Consider the following 21,911-nt stretch of genomic DNA (forward strand, 5'->3'; position numbering starts at 1 on the left):
ACTTCAAGGATGGGACATAATCGAGTAACGTGCCAATCATTCTAGATTAAACGTTTCAGCAAGCGTATTTTCTACGTTATAAGCGCATTTGGCCGGTTCTGCCGTGAAACCGCCAAAAATGATGACGAAGCGCCTAAGCTGGAATCATCCAAAACAATACCTGGCGCCCACAGACGCCAAAAAGGAGAAAGCATGCTCGAGCTCACCATAGAGCAGATATCCATGGGCCAGTCGGCTGTGGATAAGTCCGAAGCCTTGCAATTACTGGCCGGGCATCTGGTCACCGATGGCCTGGTGGCCGAGGGTTATCTCGCCGGTTTGCAGGCGCGGGAAGTCCAGGGCTCGACCTTTCTCGGTCAAGGTATTGCCATCCCCCACGGTACGCCGGAAACCCGCGATCAGGTGTTTTCCACCGGTGTGCGGCTGATGCAATTCCCCGAAGGCGTGGACTGGGGCGACGGCCAGATCGTTTACCTGGCGATCGGCATTGCCGCCAAATCCGATGAACACCTGCGACTGCTGCAACTGCTGACCCGTGCCCTCGGAGAAACCGACCTGGGCCAGGCCCTGCGTCGCGCCAGTTCCGCCGAAGCCTTATTGAAACTGCTGCAAGGGGCACCGCAGGAACTGGCGCTGGATGCACAAATGATCGGCCTTGGTGTCTCCGCCGATGACTTCGAAGAACTTGTATGGCGCGGCGCGCGTTTGCTGCGCCAGGCCGATTGCGTGAGTAACGGGTTCTCCGCCGTCTTGCAACAGGTCGAAGCGCTGCCGCTGGGCGATGGCTTGTGGTGGCTGCACAGCGAACAAACGGTCAAGCGTCCGGGCCTGGCGTTCGTCACGCCGGACAAGCCCATGCGCTACCTCGGCCAGCCCCTCAGTGGCCTGTTCTGCCTGGCCAGCCTCGGCGAGGCGCATCAGGCTTTGCTCGAACGCCTGTGTGCGCTGCTGATCGAAGGCCGTGGCCATGAACTGGGTCGCGCCACCAGCAGCCGTAAAGTCCTCGAAGTGCTGGGCGGTGAACTGCCGGCGGACTGGCCGAGCGCGCGCATTGCGTTGGCCAACGCCCACGGTTTGCATGCCCGCCCGGCGAAGATCCTCGCGCAGTTGGCGAAAAGTTTTGAAGGCGAAATCCGCGTGCGCATCGTCGATGGCGAGGACAGCGCCGTGTCGGTGAAGAGCTTGAGCAAACTGCTCAGCCTCGGCGCCCGGCGCGGTCAGGTATTGGAGTTCGTCGCTGAACCGAGCATCGCCGCCGATGCCTTGCCAGCCTTGCTGGCCGCCATCGAAGAAGGCCTCGGTGAAGACGTCGAGCCGTTGCCTGCCGTGAGCCAGCAGCGCGAGGTGTTTGCCGATGTCGCCGAAGTGCTCCTGGCGCCAGCGTCCGGCAGTCTGGTCCAGGCCATTGCCGCTGCACCGGGCATCGCCATTGGCCCGGCGCACATTCAAGTGCTGCAAACCATCGAATACCCGTTGCGTGGTGAGTCTGCCTCCATTGAGCGTGAACGTCTCAAGCAGGGCTTGGTGCACGTGCGCCGCGACATCGAAGGCTTGATCGAACGCAGCAAATCCAAAGCCATCCGCGAGATTTTCATCACCCACCAGGAAATGCTCGACGACCCGGAATTGACCGATGAAGTCGACACCCGCCTCAAGCAAGGCGAAAGCGCTGAAGCGGCGTGGATGGCGGTGATTGAAGCGGCGGCCAAACAACAGGAATCGTTGCAGGACGCCTTGCTCGCCGAACGGGCTGCCGACCTGCGCGACATCGGTCGTCGGGTGCTGGCGCAACTCAGCGGCGTCGAAACCCCGAGTGAACCCGATCAGCCGTACATTCTGGTGATGGACGAAGTCGGCCCGTCCGACGTTGCCCGTCTCGATCCGACCCGTGTGGCCGGCATTCTTACGGCCCGTGGCGGCGCGACTGCTCACAGTGCGATTGTCGCCCGGGCGCTGGGCATTCCGGCCTTGGTCGGCGCCGGTGCGGCGGTGTTGCTGCTGGCGCCGGGCACGCCGTTGCTGATTGATGGTCAGCGCGGTCGCCTGCATGTGGACGCCGACGCGGCAACCTTGCAGCGCGCCACCGAAGAACGCGACACCCGCGAACAACGCCTGAAAGCCGCCGCCGAACAACGCCATCAACCGGCGCTGACCACCGACGGCCATGCGGTCGAAGTGTTCGCCAACATCGGCGAAAGTGCCGGCGTGACCAGCGCGGTGGAGCAGGGTGCCGAAGGCATCGGCTTGCTGCGCACTGAACTGATTTTCATGGCCCATTCCCAGGCGCCGGACGAGGCCACCCAGGAAGTCGAATACCGCCGCGTCCTCGACGGCCTGGCCGGTCGTCCCCTGGTGGTTCGCACCCTCGATGTCGGTGGCGATAAACCACTGCCATACTGGCCGATTGCGAAAGAAGAAAACCCGTTCCTCGGCGTGCGTGGCATTCGCCTGACCTTGCAGCGTCCGCAGATCATGGAAGCGCAATTGCGCGCCTTGCTCCGTGCAGCGGACAACCGCCCGTTGCGGATCATGTTCCCGATGGTCGGCAGCGTCGATGAGTGGCGCCAGGCGCGGGACATGACCGAGCGTCTGCGTCTGGAAATCCCGGTGGCTGATCTGCAACTGGGGATCATGATCGAGGTGCCATCGGCGGCCTTGCTGGCGCCGGTGCTGGCCAAGGAAGTCGACTTCTTCAGCGTCGGCACCAATGACCTGACTCAATACACCCTGGCCATCGACCGAGGGCATCCAACCTTGTCGGCCCAGGCTGACGGCTTGCACCCGGCGGTGCTGCAACTGATCGACATCACCGTGCGCGCGGCCCATGCCAACGGCAAGTGGGTCGGCGTGTGCGGCGAGCTGGCAGCCGATCCGCTGGCGGTGCCGGTGCTGGTCGGTCTCGGCGTGGACGAACTCAGCGTGTCCGGTCGCAGCATTGCCGAGGTCAAGGCACGCATCCGCGAACTCAGCCTCAGCCAAACCAGAATTCTCGCCCAACAGGCCCTGGCCGTGGGCAGCGCCAATGAAGTGCGCGCATTAGTGGAGGCCCTGTAATGGCCAAAATCCTGACCCTGACGCTCAACCCGGCGCTGGACTTGACGGTGCAGTTGCCGCGCCTCGAGCCCGGCCAAGTCAATCGCAGCGACGAAATGCACACCCACGCCGCCGGTAAAGGCGTGAACGTGGCGCAGGTGCTCGCCGACCTCGGCCATCAGCTGACGGTCAGCGGTTTCCTCGGTGAGGACAACCTTCAAGCGTTCGAAACCCTGTTCGCCAAACGCGGTTTTGTCGATGCGTTCATCCGGGTGCCCGGTGAGACGCGCAGCAACATCAAACTGGCGGAAAACGATGGTCGGATCACCGACATCAACGGTCCGGGGCCGATGGTCAATGCGACGGCTCAGCAGGCGCTGCTGGATCGACTCGAGCAGATTGCGCCCGGTCATGACGCGGTCGTGGTGGCCGGCAGCCTGCCGCAGGGCATAAGCCCGCAGTGGTTGCAGGCGTTGATTGAACGTTTGAAAAACCTCGGTCTGAACGTTGCCCTCGACAGCAGCGGCGAAGCCTTGCGTGCAGCGCTCAAGGCCGGCCCGTGGCTGATCAAACCGAACACTGAAGAGTTGGCCGACGCGCTGGGCTGCGAGGTGATATCGGTGGCGGCACAAGCCGAAGCGGCGAGCCGTTTGCACGCTCAAGGCATCGAGCATGTGGTGATCTCCCACGGGGCCGATGGCGTGAACTGGTTCAGTGTCGGCTCGGCGATGCACGCCACGCCGCCCAAGGTCAGCGTCGTCAGCACCGTGGGCGCAGGCGATTCGTTGCTGGCCGGCATGCTCCACGGTTTGCTCAGTGCCGACACGCCTGAACAGACCCTGCGCACCGCCACGGCAATCGCCGCGATGGCGGTCACGCAGATCGGTTTCGGAATTGGCGATGTCGCGCAGTTGGCGCGGCTCGAACAGGGCGTGCGCATCCGCACCCTGACAGAACAATAAGAGGGTTTGTCATGAAGTTAGCCATTGTTACGGCCTGCCCGAACGGCATGGTCACCAGTGTGCTGTGCGCCCGTTTGCTTGATGCAGCGGCCCAGCGTCAGGGCTGGAGCACCAGCGTCGAAGTGGTCGATGCCGCGCATCCGGAACGTCAGCTGTCGGCTGCCACGATTGAAGCGGCCGAGTGGGTGTTGCTGGTCACCAGTGCGCCGGTGGAGATGTCGCGATTCATCGGCAAGAAAGTGTTCCAGAGCACGCCCGCGCATGCCCTGCAGGATGTCGAAGCGGTGCTACGACGCGGGGCTGAAGAAGCTCAGGTGTATGTCGCGCCCGAAGCTGTCGAGCAACCTGCTACCACCGTTCAAAACGCGCCACGCCTGGTGGCGATCACGGCGTGTCCGACCGGTGTCGCTCACACGTTCATGGCGGCCGAAGCCTTGCAGCAAGCGGCCAAGCGTCTGGGCTACGACCTGCAAGTGGAAACCCAAGGCTCGGTCGGTGCGCGCAATCCACTCAGCGCTGCAGCGATTGCCGATGCCGATGTGGTGCTGCTGGCGTGCGATATCGAAGTCGCCACCGAGCGTTTTGCCGGCAAGAAAATCTACCGTTGCGGTACTGGCATTGCGTTGAAGCAAGCCGAGGCGACGCTGAATAAAGCGCTGGCCGAAGGCAAGCAGGAAACCGCTTCGACCGGTGCCAAAGGCCCGGCCAAACAAGAGAAGACCGGTGTCTATAAACACCTGCTGACGGGCGTGTCGTTCATGCTGCCGATGGTGGTGGCGGGCGGTCTGATGATCGCCTTGTCGTTCGTGTTCGGCATTTCCGCATTCAAGGAGGAAGGCACACTCGCCGCCGCACTGATGCAGATCGGTGGCGAGACCGCGTTCAAGTTGATGGTGCCGCTGCTGGCGGGTTACATCGCCTACTCGATCGCCGACCGTCCGGGCCTGGCGCCGGGGATGATCGGTGGCCTGCTGGCGAGCACCCTCGGTGCCGGTTTTATCGGCGGGATCATTGCCGGTTTCATTGCCGGTTATGCGGCGCAGGCGATCAATCGTTATGCGCGCTTGCCGCAAAGTCTTGAGGCACTGAAACCGATCCTGATCATCCCGTTGCTGGCGAGCCTGTTCACCGGCCTGGTGATGATTTACATCGTCGGCAAACCGGTGGCGGGGATGCTCGAAGGGCTCACGCACTTCCTCGACAGCATGGGCACCACCAACGCGATTCTGCTCGGTGTGCTGCTCGGCGGGATGATGTGCGTCGACCTTGGCGGGCCGATCAACAAAGCCGCGTATGCGTTCTCGGTGGGGCTGCTGGCCTCGCAAAGTTATGCCCCGATGGCCGCGACCATGGCCGCCGGTATGGTGCCGCCGATTGGCTTGGGTATCGCCACGTTTATCGCACGGCGCAAATTTGCCCAGACCGAGCGCGAGGCCGGTAAAGCGGCGCTGGTATTGGGGCTGTGTTTCATCTCCGAAGGGGCGATTCCGTTTGCCGCCAAAGACCCGTTGCGAGTGATTCCGGCGAGCATTGCCGGTGGCGCATTGACCGGTGCGTTGTCGATGTATTTCGGCTGCAAACTGATGGCGCCGCACGGTGGGTTGTTTGTGTTGGCGATCCCGAATGCGATCAACCATGCGCTGTTGTATTTGCTGGCGATTGTGGCGGGGAGCCTGCTGACGGCGGTGGCGTATGCGCTGCTCAAGCGGCCGGAAGCTGTTGAGATGGCACTCGAACCCGCCAAAGCCTGACACCACGTTGTACGAGCGAGGCTTGCCCGCGAAGACGGTTTAACATTCAACAAACAGGTGTCTGTCGGATCGCCTTCGCGGGCAAGCCTCGCGTCTACAGGGGGAGCGGTGTCACATCGGTTTCATGCGCACGTGTTTTAGTTTTCCTTTTCAGGGAGAACACCATGAGCGAATTCGACCTCGGCCGTCGCCGTGTCATGCAAGCCGTCGGCGCCGGGCTATTGCTTCCAGGGCTGGCGCCGGCCGTCATCGCCTCGGTCAAGGACCGTCCGCAGCTCACCGATGGCGTGCAGTCCGGCGATCTGATGGGCGACCGGGCGATGATCTGGAGCCGCAGCGACCGACCGGCGCGGATGGTGGTCGAATGGGACACCCGCAGCCTGTTTGGCAACCCACGCCGATTCGTCTCGCCATTGGCCGATGCGCGCAGCGATTTCACCGCACGGGTCGAGCTCACGGGGCTGCCGGCCGATCAGGCGATTTTCTATCGCGTGTATTTCGAAGACGCCCAAAGCGGTGTCACCAGTGAACCCTGGTTCGGTCATTTGCGCAGCGTGCCGCAAACCCGGCGCGACCTCCGTTTTGTCTGGAGCGGCGACACCGTTGGCCAAGGCTTCGGCATCAATCCGGACATTGGCGGCATGCGCATCTACGAAGCCATGCGTCTGCGCCTGCCCGACTTCTTTATCCACAGCGGCGACACCATCTACGCTGACGGCCCGGTGCCGGCGCAACTGGCCACCGAAAGCGGCCGGGTGTGGCGCAATATCACCAGCGAAGCCAAGAGCAAGGTCGCCGAGACACTCGACGATTATCGCGGCAACTACCGCTACAACCTGATGGACGAGAACATCCGTCGCTTCAACGCCGAAGTCCCGCAGATCTGGCAGTGGGATGACCACGAAGTGGTGAATAACTGGTCACCGGGCAAGCAATTGGATGAGCGCTACAAGAGCAAAGATATCCACAGCCTGGTCGGTCGCGCCCGCCAGGCCTGGCTCGAATATGCGCCCATGCGTTTGCAGAGCGCTGATGGCGGCGGGCGGATTTATCGCAAGCTCGGCTACGGGCCGATGCTGGATGTGTTCGTGCTGGACATGCGCAGCTATCGCGAAGCCAATGACGACAACCTCGGCACTGCCAAACCGTTTCTCGGTCGTGAGCAACTCGACTGGCTCAAGGCTTCGTTAAAAGCCTCCAGTGCTCAATGGAAGGTCATCGCCGCCGACATGCCGATCGGCCTCGGCGTCCCCGACGGAGAAGTCAGCCCCGGTGTCGCGCGCTGGGAAGCAGTGGCCAACGGTGATCCAGGACCGGCCCAGGGACGTGAGCTGGAAATCGCTGAACTCTTGGGCTTTTTACGGGCGCAGCAGGTGCGCAATTACGTGTTCCTGACGGCCGATGTGCATTACTGCGCAGCCCACCATTACCACCCGGACCGCGCCGCATTCCAGGACTTCGAACCGTTCTGGGAATTTGTGGCCGGGCCGTTGAATGCCGGGAGCTTCGGACCCAATCCGCTGGACAAGACCTTCGGGCCCGAGGTGGTTTTCGAGAAAGCACCACCGGCGCAGAACACCTCGCCGTTTGCCGGGTTCCAGTTTTTTGGCGAGGTGAATATCGATGGGCAGACGGGGGAGATGAGTGTGGTGTTGCGGGATCTGGATGGGGTGGCGGTGTTTGAGCGCAAGCTTCAGCCAGCCTGACCGTTTCCACCAACAACACACAACCAATGTGGGAGCGAGCCTGCTCGCGAATGCGGTTTCACATTCAACAGCGTCGTTGTCTGACCCACCGCTTTCGCGAGCAGGTTCGCTCCCACAGGGATTGTGGTGGTTCAGTAGACGTCGCGGCGGTAGCGGCCCTGCTCGATGAGGCGGTCGACTTCTGCAATCCCGAGCACTTCGTTGAGTACGTGATCCACGCCTGAAGCCATCCCCTGCAAGCTCCCGCAGATGTAAATCACGGCGCCGTCAGCCAGCCATTGCTTCAATAGATCGGCCGACTCACGCAGCCGATCCTGCACATAAATCTTCTCGGCCTGATCCCGCGAGAACGCCAGGTCCAGTCGCTCCAGATCGCCTGAAGTCAGCCATTCCTCAAGCTCATCGCGGCACAGATAGTCGTATTCCCGATGACGCTCACCGAACAGCAGCCAATGCCGTTGCTGCCCATCGGCAATGCGTGCCTTGAGCAAACTGCGCAGTCCAGCCAGCCCGGTGCCGTTGCCCAGCAGGATCATCGGCACCGGCTCGGTCGGCAGGTGGAACCCGCTGTTGCGCCGCACTCGCAGGCTGATGGTGCCCCCCACGGGAGCGTGTTCGGTCAGCCAGCCGGAGCCGATGCCCAGGCTGCCATCGGTGTGCATTTCCTGGCGCACGATCAGTTCCAGAATGCCGTCAGCCGCAATCGAAGCAATGGAGTATTCGCGCATGGCCAACGGCACCAGCGCATCGACCAGTGCCTGAGCGTGCAGGCCGACCAGATGGGTTCTGTTTTCCGGCAGTTGTCGGCTGGCGAGGGCGTGCTCCAGCGGTTGCGACAAGCCATTGAAGGTCACCATCGCCCGGCCTTCAATACCCAGGCCATCAAGGAAATGCTCGATTGCCCACGGGCAATTGCGGGGCAGGACTTCCACCAGATCCCCCGCCAGCCAACTGCTGGTGGTCGGTGCGGTGAGGCCCAGCAAGTACACCGGTGAACCGCTGCTGTCCGGGTTCATCAACTCGCGGCGGGTCAGGGTCCAGTTGTCGTAGCTCGGCGCCTGCCAGGTGTCGACCGGTGCTTGCCCGGTCAACAGGCCGAGTTGCTGCTGCCAGTGACGCAAGGCGTAAGGGTCGCCGCTGTCGACTTCCACTGGGGCGAACAACGTCTTGCCGCCATGCTCGCCAAGCCAGGTGTGCAAGCGTCGGGCGAAGCCGCAGAAGTGTTGATATTGGCGATCACCGAGACCCAATACCGCGTAGTTCAGGCTTTTCAGGTTCGACGCCTGGCCCAGCACCTTGCGTTCGAAGCCGCGGGCGCTGTCCGGCGCTTCGCCGTCGCCGAAGGTGCTGACCACGAACAGCGCATTGCTGGATTCACGCAAGTCCTGTTCGCTGACATTCGCCAAGGGTTGGACTTTTACCGGCAGGCCGGCCGCCTGCAATTGCCCGGCAGTCTGCCACGCCAGTTGCTCGGCAAAGCCGCTTTGGCTGGCGAAGCCGATCAACCAGGCTGGCGCATTGTTGCCCGTTTGCGCGAAGTTTTTGCGGGCGTCCTTGATCTGCTTTTTCTTGCGGCGACGGTCCAGGTACAACAACCAGCCAGTGACAAAGAACAGCGGCATGGTCAGCGCGGTGAGGGTCAGGATGATCCGCCCGACGATGCCGAAGTAACTGCCCACGTGCAGCGCGTAAATGCTGGTCAGCAGTTGTGCCTTGAGGCTCTTGTCGCTGTAACGGTCATGCCGTTTGACGAGGCCGGTGGCCGGATCGAGGCTGATCTGGTTCAGCGCACGGTCATGGGGCGAGGAGTTCAACAGGTAGAAGACCGTCGCCGGTTGGCCGGCCACGGGCGGCATGCGGATGTTGTAGGCACTGAGTGCCGGACCTGCGGCGCTGTAGATGCTGCTCCACATGGCGGCGTAATCGGCGGTGGGCGCCGGGCCGCTTGGGGCAGGACCTCGACCGCCGCGAACGCGCTCGTTCTGCGGAGAGTCGGACAGCAATTGGGTCAAGCCCTTGTTGTACCACTCATAGGACCAGGACAACCCGGTCAGCGCTGACAGGAGGTAAAACACCAGGCACCAGGTGCCGGCCACCGAGTGCAGGTCCCAGTTGAAACTGCGGCCCTTTTTCTTCCAGTCGAGGGTCAGCCAGGCGCGCCAGTTTTTCCATTGGCGCGGCCAGCGCAGGTACAGGCCGGACAGGCAGAAAAATACCAGGATCAGCGTGCAGGCCCCGGTGATCTGCCGCCCGGTATCGCCCATGGCGAGAAAGCGGTGCAGTTGCAGCATCAGGCCGAAGAAGTCCTGACCGGTGGCTTCACCCATGAACTGGGCGGTGTACGGATCGAAGTAGCGCATCTCGCCCCGGCGTTCGCCCGGTGGCGGGGTGAAACTCACCCGCGCGGCGTTGCCGCTGTCGGTCTCGACCCAGAGCATCGCGACTTTCTTGCCGGAGGCGCCCTCGATTTTTTCCACCAGTTCGGCGGGCGGCAGGACGCCGGCAACCTGCTTCTCGACCTGCAACACAGAAGGATTGAGCACGCTGAGGATCTCATCCTCAAACGACACCATCGCCCCGGTGATGCCCATCAGGGCCAGGACCAGCCCGGCACTGATGCCGAAAAACCAGTGCAACTGGAACAGGGTTTTCTTCAACACGTCGCTCGCCTTGTTCGTTCGAAATAATCATCACGGCGCGCATTATGCCGTGGGTTGCTGAGAAACATTCTTTTTTACGTACAAAAGCCCCGTTCATGCAGATGAACGGGGCCTGACCTTATATCGCCGGCTGCTTTATGTGGGAGCGAGCCTGCTCGCGAAGGCTGTAGCCGTCGCCACAGATGAGGTGCGGCAACCATCCATTCGCGAGCAGGCTCGCTCTCACATTGATCAGAAGTGGAAGTTGGTGCTCAGCAATGCCGTGCGGCCCGCCGCCTGGTTGGCGAAGTGGGTCGAGAAGGCTTTGTCGTAGTAGGTTTCGTCGGTCAGGTTCTGCACGTTCAGTTGCAGGTCGACGTTTTTGCTCAACTTGTAGGCAGCCATTGCGTCGTAACGAACATAGGACTCGACCATGGTGGTGTTGGCCACGCTGCCGAAGACGTCGTCGACATAGAACGCACCACCACCGATGGTCAGCTTCGGCGTGACCTGATAGGTCGTCCACAGGCTGGCACTGTTTTTCGGGGTGTTCGGCAGTTCGTTGCCATCGTTGGCTTTACCCAGCGGGCCGCCATCGACTTGTTCGCTGTTCATGTAGGCGTAACCGGCGAAGACCTGCCATTTTTCGGTGATCTTGCCGCTGGCCGACAATTCGATGCCCTGGACGCGGGTTTTACCGGCGTTTTCATAGGACGTGGTGTCGACCTGGACGCGGGCGTTGTCTTTCTCGGTGCGGAAGATATCGGCGGTCAACGACAGGCGATCGTTCAGCAAGTCCCACTTGGTGCCGATTTCGTAGTTCTTGGTGGTTTCCGGCTCCATGTCGCTGCTCAGCAGATTGCCGTTGCGATCCGGAGTGCCGCCCAACGGGTTGCCTTCCTGACCTTCGCCCAGCGTGTTGCCCGGTGGCGTGGCGGAGGTGGCGTAGGACGCGTAGATGCTGCCGTTTTCGGCCGGTTTGTAAACCACGCCGAACTGGCCGGTCACGAACTCGCTGACGTCATCCCCTTTGGACGTGGTCACGCTGGACGCGTTGTAGGTTTTGTATTTGGTGTCGAAATGGTCGTAACGCAGGCCCATGTTCACCAGCCATTGCTCGGACAACTCGAGGGTGTCGAACACATACAGCGCGTAGGTATCGGACTCGGTATCAGTGCCGGCGTAGTTCCGCGAGATCGCACCGTTCCATGGGTCGTTCGGGTTCGGGTTGGCCAGCGAGGTGCAGTTGTAGCCGCTTGGCGCGCCGATCAGTGCCGGCGAGCAGTTGGTGGTCGACGCCGCGGTTCGAGGGGTGGTGTCGACGTTGACGTTGTACGAGGATTTCTGGCTTTCCTCGCGGCTCAGCTCGATGCCGGTGGCGAAGCTGTTTTTGAAGCCCGCAATGTAGACGTCACCAAACAGATCGGTCTGGTTCGTGGTGGTCTCGGTGTTGCTCACGCGGGTGTTGGCCCGGCGCCAGACGCTGCCGTTGTTCACGTTGCCCTTGCTGTCGTCCGGCTGGGTCAGGATGTAATCCTGCATGCTGCTGCCGTGGCGCAGGGTGTTCTTGACGGTCAGCGCATCGCTCAGGTCGTGCTCGATGGCAAAGGTTGCCGTGTCGGTGCGGCCCTTGCGGAAATCGCGATCCAGCCCGTAGAAGTTGCTGTGATCGCCGCCGGCGAACGGCTTGTCCGGATTCGACTTGGTGCGGGCGGCGGAACCTGCGACAGGGATGGTGTACGGAATGCCCGAGTCTGGCGTGTCGTTGCTTTCCAGATGGTAGTAATCGAGGTTGACCCGGGTGTCGGTGCCCAGGCCGAATGCCAGCGACGGGGCGATGCCCCAGCGGTCGTAGTCGACGCTGTCACGGCCGGCGACATTGCTTTCGTGGCTCATCAGGTTCAGACGGCCAGCGGCGGTGTCGGTGAACTGGTAGTTGCCGTCCAGGGTGTAACGCTGGGTCTGGTCCGAACCCCAGGTAAAACCACCGTCGAACGAGTCGCCCAAGTGGGCCTTTTTGCTCACCAGGTTAATGCTGCCGCCCGCCGCGCCACGGCCGCCAATGGCCGAGTTCGGACCTTTGCTGACTTCGATGGATTCTACGGCGAAGATCTCGCGGCTCTGCGAACCGGTGTCACGCACACCGTCCAGATAGGTGTCGCCCTGAGCGTCGAAACCACGAATGAACGGACGATCGCCTTGTGGGTTTCCACCTTCACCGGCACCAAAGGTGATGCCCGGAACGGTGCGCAGCGCATCCTGCATATTGAGGGCGCCGGTGTCCTTGAGCACTTGCTGCGGGATGACGGTGACCGAGCGCGGTGTGTCCACCAGCGGTGCGGTGTACTTGGGCGAGGAGGCTTTTTCAACGTTGTAGGAAGTCGCATCCTGGGCATCGCCAGTGATGGAGGTCGCCCCCAGGGAAATCGCATTGCCCGGCGCTTTTTCGTCGGCCTTTTCGGCTGCGAAAACCATGTGGCCGGCAGAACCGGCCGTGATCGCCACGCCAATTGCAGACGCGAGCAAGCGCGGTGAACTGACCGGTAAATGTGAGTGTTGGCGTGACATGTGAATTCCCCTCCCCAAGGATTTGAGGCCGCGGAATATAGGGTAGACGCGTATTTGTATCAATTGCGAAACGTTACTATTCGCGAGGAATTTACATTCTTTACAATTTGACCTTACGGTTTTTGATGATTCGTTCGTCGTGGGGGTTTTACACAGTCAATAAGAATCAATACCATTGCCGCCTCTTTACCTCCAGGTGTCCTCCCATGCTGCTGCACATTCCCGGCGTGTTCGCGAAAGAAGAAGTGCAGCGCATCCGCGAGGCTCTGGAGCAGGCGAATTGGGCCGATGGCAAAATCACCGCCGGCTACCAGTCGGCCAAAGCCAAGCACAACCTGCAGCTGCCTGAAGGTCATCCTCTGGCCAAGGAAGTGGGGGCGGCGATGCTTGAGCGGCTGTGGAAAAATCCGCTGTTCATGTCCGCGGCTTTACCGCACAAAGTGTTTCCTCCGTTGCTGAACTGTTACACGGCGGGCGGCAGTTTCGACTTCCATATCGACAACGCCGTGCGTCAGCCCAAGGGCGGTATCGAGCGGGTTCGCACCGACCTGTCGGCGACGCTGTTTTTCAGCGAACCGGAGGACTATGACGGCGGCGAACTGGAAATCCAGGACACCTTCGGCACCCAGCGCGTGAAATTGCCGGCCGGCGACATGGTTTTGTATCCCGGCACCAGTCTGCACAAGGTCAACGCCGTCACCCGCGGCACCCGCTATGCGTCGTTCTTCTGGACCCAAAGCCTGGTGCGCGAAGACAGTCAGCGCGCGTTGCTGTTCGAGATGGACGGGGCGATCCAGCAATTGACTCAGGACATGCCCGATCACCCGTCGTTGATCCGCCTCACGGGCATATATCACAACCTGTTGCGTCGTTGGGTCGACGTATGAGTTTCCAATTGCGCCGCGAGGAAGTCCTCGACGGTGATTCGCTCAAAGCCATGCTGGAAGAAAGCCCCGCTCGTGCAGCCCAGGCGATTCTGATCGCTGCCCGTGAAAACATTCTCGATGCTCAAGCCTTGCTCGGGCAGATTCTGCTGGACGGGAATGGCATCGGGCAGGACCAGCCGCTGGCCGTGCGCTGGTTCGGGATTACCGCCCGGCGCGGGCATCTGATGGCGCGCAACATGCTCGGTCGTTGTCATGAACATGGCTGGGGGTGTGCGGCGGACGCTTCGGTTGCCGCGCAGCATTATCGAATCGCCGCCGACGCCGGGCTGGATTGGGCGATGTACAACTACGCCAATCTGCTGGCGACCGGGCGAGGTGTGATGGAGGATCAGGTGCAAGCGCTGAGTCTTTATCGTCGCGCCGCAGAACTGGGCCATGCGAAGTCGATGAACCTGTTCGGTCGTTATCTGGAAGAAGGACGGGTTTGCCCGGCGGATCCGCAAGCTGCGCGTGAGTGGTATCGACGCTCGGCGGTCGGTGGTGATTTTCGTGGGCAGTTCAGTCATGCCGCTGTGCTGGCCGACGAGGGGCATATCGAAGAAGCGCTGGGTTGGTTACGCAAGGCGCTGGACGGCGGAAATATAAATTTCCTGCGGGTGGCGAGTCAGACGTTGTTGACTGCGCAGAACGGGCAAGTTCGCGAATTGGCTACCGATTACGCTCAGCGCTGCGCCGACCTTGAGCGGGAGCTCGTCCCCCTGCAAGCGCTGTAGAGTGCCGGGGGAGAAGTTTTCAGATACAAAAAAGCCCATGACATGTCATGGGCTTTTTGATTGTCGCTTTAGCGCTTACAGGTAAAACGATTTCAACGGCGGAAAGCCATTGAATTCAACCGCGCTGTAACTGGTGGTGTAGGCACCGGTCGACAGCCAGTACAGACGATCACCGATGGCCAGGTTCAGCGGCAGACCGTACTTGTAGTTCTCATACATGATGTCGGCGCTGTCGCAGGTTGGGCCGGCGATGACCACTTCTTCCATCTCGCCTTTCTTCTCGGTCCAGATCGGGAACTTGATCGCTTCGTCCATGGTTTCGATCAGGCCGGAGAACTTGCCCACATCCGTATAAACCCAACGCTCGACGGCGGTACGGGATTTACGCGCCACCAGCACTACTTCACTGACCAGGATGCCGGCGTTGGCGATCAACGAACGGCCTGGCTCCAGGATGATTTCCGGCAGGTCATCACCGAAGTCTTCCTTGAGGAAACGGATGATTTCTTCGGCGTAGGTTTCCAGGCTGTTGGTGCGAGTGATGTAGTTGGCCGGGAAGCCGCCGCCCATGTTGATCAGCTTGAGGTGGATGCCGTCTTCTTCTTTCAGGCGTTCGAAGATCACTTTGACCTTGGCGATCGCCGCGTCCCAGACGCTGATGTCGCGCTGTTGTGAACCGACGTGGAACGAGATGCCGTAAGGCACCAGGCCCAGGTCGCGGGCGAGGATCAGCAGGTCCATGGCCATGTCGGTCTGGCAGCCGAATTTGCGCGACAAAGGCCAGTCAGCCGTGGTCGAGCCTTCGGTGAGGATGCGCACGTAGACTTTCGAACCCGGCGCAGCCTTGGCAATGTTGCGCAGGTCTGCTTCGGAGTCGGTGGCATACAGACGCACGCCCTTGTCATAGAAGTAGCGGATGTCCTTGGATTTCTTGATGGTGTTGCCGTAGCTGATGCGATCCGGGCCAACGCCCTGGTTCATCACTTTGTCGAGCTCGTAGATCGACGCGATGTCGAAGTTCGAGCCTTTCTCTTTGAGCAGGTCGATGATTTCGACGGCTGGGTTGGCCTTGACCGCGTAGTAGACCTTGGCGAATTCGAAACCGGCGCGCAGGTCGTCATAGGCCTGGCTGATCATCGCGGTGTCGATCACCACGAACGGGGTTTCTTGTTTGTCGGCAAACGCCTTCATTTTGTTGAAGGTATCGCGCGCGAAATAGTCTTCGACGTTGATCGACATGCTGGGAACTCCTACTGGCAAACTGTAATTAACAATGGGTGCGAGGGTGTGTCATCAATGAAATCGCGAGTGCGTTGCGCCTGAGCGCGTGCCAGGCAAGGCGCAGGCCGCCGCTAATGGTCATTCCCTTCGCAAGGCCTGCAACGCAGCATGGCGCGCGCTCAGGCACAACCCGAAGGGCCGGGCCTGCTTTTGCGCAGGGCTGCGTTGCTCGTCCCTTATTTGGAACAACCAAACCGCGGGCCTCGCGCCTTGCCCTGCGCAAAAGCAGGCTCCGGCGCACTCGTGATTTCATTGATGACACACCCTCCTGAACGTCCTCCGTATCCCCACTTTGGTTCGCCTACTTCCCAAGGCATGTCGCCGAAAGCAAAAAGGCCACGGGAGGCGGTGCTTTCCCTTGGCCTTGCTGTCTCGTCGTCAGTACTTGAGCCGGATGGATCGTTTCCAGCATGGACGTTCGGCGCGAACTTTAGGGCGTGAGGGGCTTGAGATCAACAAAAAATGTCGCGTTTTTGCACGCTTCCGTCGTGCGGTCCTGGATAGCTACTGATGTAACCGACCTGCATGACAGTGTGATGTTCCCGTTGGAGGGACATTTGAGTTGTTTCAGAGGGATTTGTGGTGGCCCATTCGCCAGATCAGCCTCGCTCCTACAGGTTTTCGGTATGTCGTGATGTTGCGTACGACACCGCACCTGTAGGAGCGAGGCTTGCCCGCGAAGGCGTCAGATCAGGCTACAGCAGTCTCGGCAGGCGAAACGATACTGGTCTTGCCCCCACGGGACTTGCCGGAACTCAGGTACTCGGCAATCGATTCCTGAGTCACTTCCCCCAGGAACACCCGCTCCGCATCCATCACCGGCAACCACGAGCGGTTGAACTCGTACATGCGCGACAGCAGGATGCGCAAATGCTCGTCAAACGCCGCCGTGGCGTTGAACTCACGCAAGTACTGCGCGCAAGTCCCTGTCTGACGGTGCAGGTCGCGACGTCGTACATAACCCAGCGCCTTGTTGTCAGCACAGGTGACCACGACATAGCGACGGTCCAGTTCGTCCATCAACTCCAGGGCATCGGCCACTGGGGTTTCCGGACTCACCGACGGTGCGTTATCTGCCGCGTCTTCGGCTTTCACCAGCAACAGACGCTTGAGGGTGCTGTCCTGGCCGACGAAGTTGCTGACAAAGTCATCCGCCGGGTGCGCCAGCAGCGTGTCCGGGTGATCGATCTGCAGCAGCTTGCCAGCGCGGAAGATTGCAATCTTGTCGCCCAGCTTGATGGCTTCGTCGATGTCGTGGCTGACCATGATCACAGTCTTGTTCAGCGCCCGTTGCATCTCGAAGAACTCGTTCTGGATCATCTCGCGATTGATCGGGTCGACCGCGCCGAAGGGTTCGTCCATCAGCAACAACGGCGCGTCGGCCGCCAGTGCCCGAATCACACCGATCCGTTGCTGTTGGCCACCGGACAATTCACGCGGGTAGCGATTCAGGTACTGCTTGGGTTCCAGCTTGATCATGCTCATCAACTCGCGGGCGCGGTCGTGGCATTTCTGTTTGTCCCAGCCCAACAGGCGCGGAACGATGGTGATGTTTTCCTCGATGGTCATGTTCGGGAACAGGCCGATCTGCTGGATCACATAACCGATGTTACGGCGCAAGGTCACGGCGTCGAGGTCGGTGGTGTCTTCGCCGTTGATCAGGATCTTGCCCGAGGTCGGCTTGATCAAGCGGTTGATCATTTTCAGCGTGGTGCTTTTGCCGCAGCCCGATGGCCCGAGGAATACGCAGATTTCGCCTTCATTGACGGTCAGGCTTACCGAGTCCACGGCTTTCACATCTTTGCCGTTGCTTTGGAAGGTCTTGCTGAGGTTTTGAAGTTCGATCATTTGAGCAGTCCTTTTGGAGTCAGCGTGCGTTGCAGCCATTGCAGAAGCAGGTCGGCGAAGATGGCCAGGAGACTGACCAGCACGGCGCCGACGATCAGCATCGACATATCGCTGCGGCTGATTGAAGCGAGAATAAGTACACCGAGGCCACCGGCACCGATGGTCGCGGCGATGGTCATGACACCAATGTTCATGACCACGGCGGTGCGCACACCGGCGAGGATCACCGGCACGGCGATGGGCAGTTCGACCATGCGCAGGCGCTGGCCGAAGGTCATGCCGATGCCGCGAGCGGCTTCGCGAATGCCCGGTTCGACGCCGGTCAGCGCCAGGTAGGTGTTACGCATGATCGGCAGCAGCGAGTACAAAAACACCGCCGTGATTGCCGGCATCGGACCGAGGCCCTGGCCGAATTTCGAGTAGAACGGCAGCAACAGGCCAAACAGCGCAATCGACGGCACGGTCAGCAGCACCGTGGCGCTGGCTTGCAGCGGGCCGGCGAGGGTCGGGAAGCGCGTCATCAGCACGCCCAACGGCACGCCCACGAGGATCGCCAATGTCACGGCGATGCCGACCAGGGTGATGTGCTGCCAGGTCAGGTGCAGCACCAGCGGCCAGTCGAGATGGGAAAAGGCGTTCAGAAATTCCATGTCTTTTCCTCCTCAGTTCAAGGGATGCTGGCGCAGAAAGTCTGCGGCAACGGATGAAGGGCTTTCGTGATCGACATCGACCCGCGCGTTGAGCTGGCGCATGGTGGCGTCGTCGAACAGTTCAGCCAGCGGCTTTATTTCTTCCGCCAGTTTTGGATGGGCGTCGAGGTAGTCCTGACGCACCACAGGCGCGGCGGTGTAGTCCGGGAAGTAGTGCTTGTCGTCTTCGAGCAGTTTGAGCTTGAAGGCGTTCAAGCGACCGTCGGTGGTGTAGACCAGACCGGCAAACACCTGGCCATTGCGCAGGGCGGTGTAGACCAAACCGGCATCCATCTGCCGAATGTTCTTGCGGGACAGGTTCATGCCGTAGAGATCGACCATGCCGTCCAGACCGTCGGAACGGTTGGCGAACTCGGTATCCAGCGCCACCAGATGATTGGTCTTGGCCTCAGCCTGCAGCACCGTGTTCAGCTCGCTGATGGTGTTGATCTGCGGGTAAGCCTTCGCGGTGGTTTCCGGCAGGGCCAGGGCGTAGGTGTTGCTGAATTTCGACGGAGTCAGCCAGATCAGGCCTTTTTTCGCGTCGAGTTCCTTCACCTTGGCGTAGGACTGCGCACTGTCGAGCTTCTCGGTGATGTGGTTGTAAGCCACCAGCGAGACGCCGGTGTATTCCCACATCAAATCCAGCTGACCACTTTCTTGGGCGCTACGGGCCAGGTTGCTGCCCAGACCGCCGGTCACCTGAGTGTCGTAACCCTTGGTGCGCAGGTATTGGGAGGTGATTTCCGCCAGCAGGGTTTGTTCGGTGAACACCCGGGCGCCGATGCGGATGACCGGTTTTTCTGCGGCTTGGGCGATTCCTGCGAACAGCAGGGCGCAGCCTAGAAACAAGCATATTTTTTTCATGAGATTTCCTTTGCCGAGGCTTAAGACGGGCGCAAGCCGCGTTCGAGCCAGAGGCGGCTGGCGAGTGTCACCAGGCCGTCGAGCAGCAAGGCCAGCAGGGCGGTGCAGGCCGCGCCGAGCAGCAGTTGCGGCTGATTGTTCAGGGCGATGCCAGGGAAAATCAGGCTGCCCAGGCTGTTGGCGCCGATCAGGAACGCCAGCGGTGCCGTCCCGACGTTGATCGCCAAGGCCACACGCACGCCGCCGATGATGATCGGCACGGCGTTCGGCAGTTCGACCCGCCACAGCACTTGCGTCGGTGTCATGCCGATGCCGACGGCCGCTTCCTTGAGGGAACCCTGAACGTTTTTCAGGCCTTCATAGGTGTTGCGCACAATCGGCAACAGCGAGGCGAGGAACAGCGCGAAGATCGCGGGGCCGCTGCCGATGCCGAGGATCCCCAGGGCGATGGCCAGTACGGCAAGAGGCGGCACGGTGTTGCCGATGTTGAAGATCTGCATTAAGCGTTCAGCGCGGCCCACCATGCTCGGGCGGCTAAGGAAGATACCGGCGGGGATGCCCACAACGAGGGCGGCCAGCATGGAGACAAGGACAAGGATCAAGTGAGCTTGCAGGTAAAACAACAAATCGTCGCGGTAATGTTCGATCGTGTTGATGCCAATCCAATGGACCAGCAGGGCCAGGAGAGCGACGACAACCGCACCTCCTATCAGCCCCTTGCCATAGCGAATAGCCACAGGCGGACTCCTTTTTTCTTTGTCGGCGAACGCAGTCCCGTGTGGCATGCCATTCCTGGCTGCCGGGAAAAACAACGTTCGCGAGAAGCAGCTCTTCATGCTGATGCAACCGCATGAGATCGAGCCATAAGCGCAGCCTCGTCAGGCTAACTTGCAGGTTTTTCAAACCCTGCTACGAGAGCTGTAACAGGGGAGTGGACGTCTGCACCTTTTAAAAGGTTCCATAGTTAGCAGCAATTAGCCACCCTGGATCTCCCGTTGGACCTGTCGATCGCCATGGGCGAGAGGGCGAACGGTGGTCCGTGACGGTCGGTTTGCGCTATACTCGCCGCCCTTTTTTGAATCACCTGCCAGGCGATTTCCCATGACCAAACAGGCCGCCGAAGTCGCGAAACGCCGCACTTTCGCCATTATTTCCCACCCCGATGCCGGTAAAACCACCATCACCGAGAAGCTCTTGCTGATGGGCAAGGCGATTGCGATTGCTGGCACGGTGAAATCCCGTAAATCCGACCGCCATGCCACCTCCGACTGGATGGAAATGGAAAAGCAGCGTGGTATCTCGATTACCACGTCGGTCATGCAGTTCCCATATCGCGACCACATGATCAACCTGCTCGACACCCCGGGCCACGAAGACTTCTCCGAAGATACCTACCGCACCCTGACGGCGGTGGACTCGGCCTTGATGGTCCTCGACGGCGGTAAGGGTGTAGAGCCTCGGACCATCGCGCTGATGGACGTCTGCCGTCTGCGTGACACGCCGATCGTCAGCTTCATCAACAAACTCGACCGTGACATCCGCGACCCGATCGAACTGCTCGACGAAATCGAAGCGGTCCTGAAGATCAAGGCAGCGCCGATCACCTGGCCGATCGGTTGCTACCGTGACTTCAAGGGCGTTTATCACCTCGCCGACGATTACATCATCGTGTACACCGCGGGCCACGGCCACGAGCGCACCGATGTCAAAATTATCGAGAAGCTCGATTCCGACGAAGCTCGCGCGCACTTGGGCGATGAATACGATCGCTTCGTCGATCAGCTGGAACTGGTGCAGGGCGCCTGTCACGAATTCAATCAACAGGAATTCCTCGACGGCCAGCTGACGCCGGTGTTCTTCGGTACTGCCCTGGGCAACTTCGGTGTCGATCACGTGCTCGATGCCGTGGTCAACTGGGCGCCGAAACCGTTGGCCCGTGTTGCCAACGAGCGTACCGTCGAGCCAGTCGAAGAGAAATTCACCGGCTTCGTGTTCAAGATCCAGGCGAACATGGACCCTAAACACCGCGACCGTATCGCCTTCATGCGTATCTGCTCCGGCAAGTACGAAAAAGGCATGAAGATGCGCCACGTGCGCACCGGCAAGGACGTGCGGATCGGCGACGCGCTGACCTTCTTCTCCTCCGAGCGCGAGCAACTGGAAGAAGCGTTTGCCGGCGATATCATCGGCCTGCACAACCACGGCACCATCCAGATCGGCGACACCTTCACCGAAGGCGAAGCCCTGAGCTTCACCGGTATCCCGCACTTCGCCCCGGAACTGTTCCGTCGCGTGCGCCTGCGTGATCCGCTGAAATCCAAGCAACTGCGTCAAGGCTTGCAGCAATTGGCAGAAGAGGGCGCCACCCAGGTGTTCTTCCCTGAGCGCAGCAACGACATCATCCTCGGCGCCGTCGGTGTGCTGCAGTTCGATGTGGTGGCCAGCCGCTTGAAAGAGGAATACAAGGTCGAGTGCTCTTACGAGCCGATCACCGTCTATTCCGCTCGCTGGATCGATTGCGACGATAAGAAGAAATTCGAGGAGTTCCGGGTCAAGGCCGTGGAAAACCTGGCGGTCGATGGCGGTGGTCACCTGACGTACCTGGCGCCGACGCGGGTCAACCTGGCGTTGATGGAAGAGCGCTGGCCGGACGTGAAATTCCGTGCGACGCGTGAGCATCACTAAGCGCTGAGTCGCAAAATCAAAAGCCCCGGTCGTGAAAGCGCCGGGGCTTTTTCATGCCCGACACAATTCCCTGTGGGGGCGAGCCAGCTCGCGATGGTGGTCAGGACGTCACGGTTTATCAGGCGGCCCGCATTATCGTTGACGTCTTTCGCGAGTGCTGGCCGGACGTGAAATTCCGCAAGGCGGGCGAACGTCATCAAGCGATGAGTCAGTACGCGTATG

Annotated in this window: 14 protein-coding genes; 7 read left to right on the top strand and 7 right to left on the bottom strand. The window is 60.7% G+C overall.

Annotation, left to right across the window (positions count from 1 at the left end; genetic code table 11):
- The first annotated feature begins 192 nt into the window (after positions 1-192).
- From ptsP to RHP74_RS04480, 4 genes are all read left to right on the top strand, one after another.
- On the top strand, positions 193-3,054 hold the full coding sequence (ptsP, locus tag RHP74_RS04465; RefSeq protein ID WP_311098043.1) for a phosphoenolpyruvate--protein phosphotransferase: 2,862 nt from the start codon (positions 193-195) through the stop codon (positions 3,052-3,054).
- Positions 3,054-3,995 carry a 1-phosphofructokinase gene (pfkB, locus tag RHP74_RS04470; protein ID WP_010463457.1) on the top strand — a complete coding sequence of 314 codons (942 nt, stop codon included), beginning with the start codon at positions 3,054-3,056 and terminating at the stop codon, positions 3,993-3,995. The genes ptsP and pfkB overlap by 1 nt, the downstream gene beginning before the upstream one ends.
- 11 nt (positions 3,996-4,006) lie before the next feature.
- The gene (locus RHP74_RS04475) at positions 4,007-5,746 is read left to right on the top strand and encodes a PTS fructose-like transporter subunit IIB (protein ID WP_077747395.1); all 1,740 of its coding nucleotides are present in this window, start codon (positions 4,007-4,009) and stop codon (positions 5,744-5,746) included.
- Between the two features lie 164 nt (positions 5,747-5,910).
- Positions 5,911-7,452, top strand: a complete 1,542-nt coding sequence (locus RHP74_RS04480) for an alkaline phosphatase (RefSeq protein ID WP_102593602.1) — start codon at positions 5,911-5,913, stop codon at positions 7,450-7,452.
- A gap of 131 nt (positions 7,453-7,583) precedes the next feature.
- Here the strand turns inward: RHP74_RS04480 and RHP74_RS04485 are convergent, their stop codons facing one another.
- Positions 7,584-10,112 (bottom strand): sulfite reductase flavoprotein subunit alpha, encoded by a 2,529-nt coding sequence (locus tag RHP74_RS04485; RefSeq protein WP_311098045.1) that lies wholly within the window; start codon positions 10,110-10,112, stop codon positions 7,584-7,586.
- A gap of 231 nt (positions 10,113-10,343) precedes the next feature.
- Positions 10,344-12,659, bottom strand: coding sequence for a TonB-dependent siderophore receptor (locus RHP74_RS04490; protein ID WP_311098047.1), 2,316 nt, complete (start codon positions 12,657-12,659; stop codon positions 10,344-10,346).
- Between the two features lie 206 nt (positions 12,660-12,865).
- Here RHP74_RS04490 and RHP74_RS04495 point away from each other — a divergent pair, with 206 nt between their 5' ends.
- Both RHP74_RS04495 and RHP74_RS04500 read left to right on the top strand, forming a co-directional pair.
- Positions 12,866-13,546 carry a Fe2+-dependent dioxygenase gene (locus RHP74_RS04495; protein ID WP_311098049.1) on the top strand — a complete coding sequence of 227 codons (681 nt, stop codon included), beginning with the start codon at positions 12,866-12,868 and terminating at the stop codon, positions 13,544-13,546.
- Positions 13,543-14,319, top strand: coding sequence for a tetratricopeptide repeat protein (locus RHP74_RS04500; RefSeq protein ID WP_311098051.1), 777 nt, complete (start codon positions 13,543-13,545; stop codon positions 14,317-14,319). Before RHP74_RS04495 ends, RHP74_RS04500 begins: the two co-directional genes overlap by 4 nt.
- Positions 14,320-14,394: 75 nt before the next feature.
- Here RHP74_RS04500 and RHP74_RS04505 read toward each other — a convergent pair whose 3' ends face one another.
- The 5 genes from RHP74_RS04505 to RHP74_RS04525 form a co-directional block, all read right to left on the bottom strand.
- Positions 14,395-15,558 (bottom strand): type III PLP-dependent enzyme, encoded by a 1,164-nt coding sequence (locus RHP74_RS04505; protein ID WP_010463443.1) that lies wholly within the window; start codon positions 15,556-15,558, stop codon positions 14,395-14,397.
- Positions 15,559-16,290: 732 nt separating this feature from the next.
- Positions 16,291-17,448, bottom strand: coding sequence for an ABC transporter ATP-binding protein (locus RHP74_RS04510; protein WP_311098053.1), 1,158 nt, complete (start codon positions 17,446-17,448; stop codon positions 16,291-16,293).
- Positions 17,445-18,098 carry an ABC transporter permease gene (locus tag RHP74_RS04515; protein WP_010463438.1) on the bottom strand — a complete coding sequence of 218 codons (654 nt, stop codon included), beginning with the start codon at positions 18,096-18,098 and terminating at the stop codon, positions 17,445-17,447. The genes RHP74_RS04510 and RHP74_RS04515 overlap by 4 nt, the downstream gene beginning before the upstream one ends.
- Positions 18,099-18,110: 12 nt before the next feature.
- Positions 18,111-19,004 (bottom strand): glycine betaine ABC transporter substrate-binding protein, encoded by an 894-nt coding sequence (locus RHP74_RS04520; protein WP_145307006.1) that lies wholly within the window; start codon positions 19,002-19,004, stop codon positions 18,111-18,113.
- Positions 19,005-19,024: 20 nt separating this feature from the next.
- A complete protein-coding gene (locus tag RHP74_RS04525; RefSeq protein WP_145307004.1) occupies positions 19,025-19,741 on the bottom strand; it encodes an ABC transporter permease in 717 nt (238 codons plus the stop codon).
- A 364-nt stretch (positions 19,742-20,105) separates the two neighbouring features.
- Here RHP74_RS04525 and RHP74_RS04530 point away from each other — a divergent pair, with 364 nt between their 5' ends.
- Positions 20,106-21,689, top strand: coding sequence for a peptide chain release factor 3 (locus tag RHP74_RS04530; RefSeq protein ID WP_010463432.1), 1,584 nt, complete (start codon positions 20,106-20,108; stop codon positions 21,687-21,689).
- Positions 21,690-21,911 lie beyond the last annotated feature (222 nt).

Origin of the sequence: Pseudomonas sp. SG20052 (genome assembly GCF_031766055.1) — a bacterium.
Classification (GTDB): domain Bacteria; phylum Pseudomonadota; class Gammaproteobacteria; order Pseudomonadales; family Pseudomonadaceae; genus Aquipseudomonas; species Aquipseudomonas mandelii.

Coding starts and splice junctions, on each gene's coding strand:
- ptsP (WP_311098043.1), top strand. CDS start 193: ATGCTCGAGCTCACCATAGAGCAGATATCCATGGGCCAGTCGGCTGTG.
- pfkB (WP_010463457.1), top strand. CDS start 3,054: ATGGCCAAAATCCTGACCCTGACGCTCAACCCGGCGCTGGACTTGACG.
- RHP74_RS04475 (WP_077747395.1), top strand. CDS start 4,007: ATGAAGTTAGCCATTGTTACGGCCTGCCCGAACGGCATGGTCACCAGT.
- RHP74_RS04480 (WP_102593602.1), top strand. CDS start 5,911: ATGAGCGAATTCGACCTCGGCCGTCGCCGTGTCATGCAAGCCGTCGGC.
- RHP74_RS04490 (WP_311098047.1), bottom strand. CDS start 12,659: ATGTCACGCCAACACTCACATTTACCGGTCAGTTCACCGCGCTTGCTC.
- RHP74_RS04495 (WP_311098049.1), top strand. CDS start 12,866: ATGCTGCTGCACATTCCCGGCGTGTTCGCGAAAGAAGAAGTGCAGCGC.
- RHP74_RS04500 (WP_311098051.1), top strand. CDS start 13,543: ATGAGTTTCCAATTGCGCCGCGAGGAAGTCCTCGACGGTGATTCGCTC.
- RHP74_RS04505 (WP_010463443.1), bottom strand. CDS start 15,558: ATGTCGATCAACGTCGAAGACTATTTCGCGCGCGATACCTTCAACAAA.
- RHP74_RS04510 (WP_311098053.1), bottom strand. CDS start 17,448: ATGATCGAACTTCAAAACCTCAGCAAGACCTTCCAAAGCAACGGCAAA.
- RHP74_RS04515 (WP_010463438.1), bottom strand. CDS start 18,098: ATGGAATTTCTGAACGCCTTTTCCCATCTCGACTGGCCGCTGGTGCTG.
- RHP74_RS04520 (WP_145307006.1), bottom strand. CDS start 19,004: ATGAAAAAAATATGCTTGTTTCTAGGCTGCGCCCTGCTGTTCGCAGGA.
- RHP74_RS04530 (WP_010463432.1), top strand. CDS start 20,106: ATGACCAAACAGGCCGCCGAAGTCGCGAAACGCCGCACTTTCGCCATT.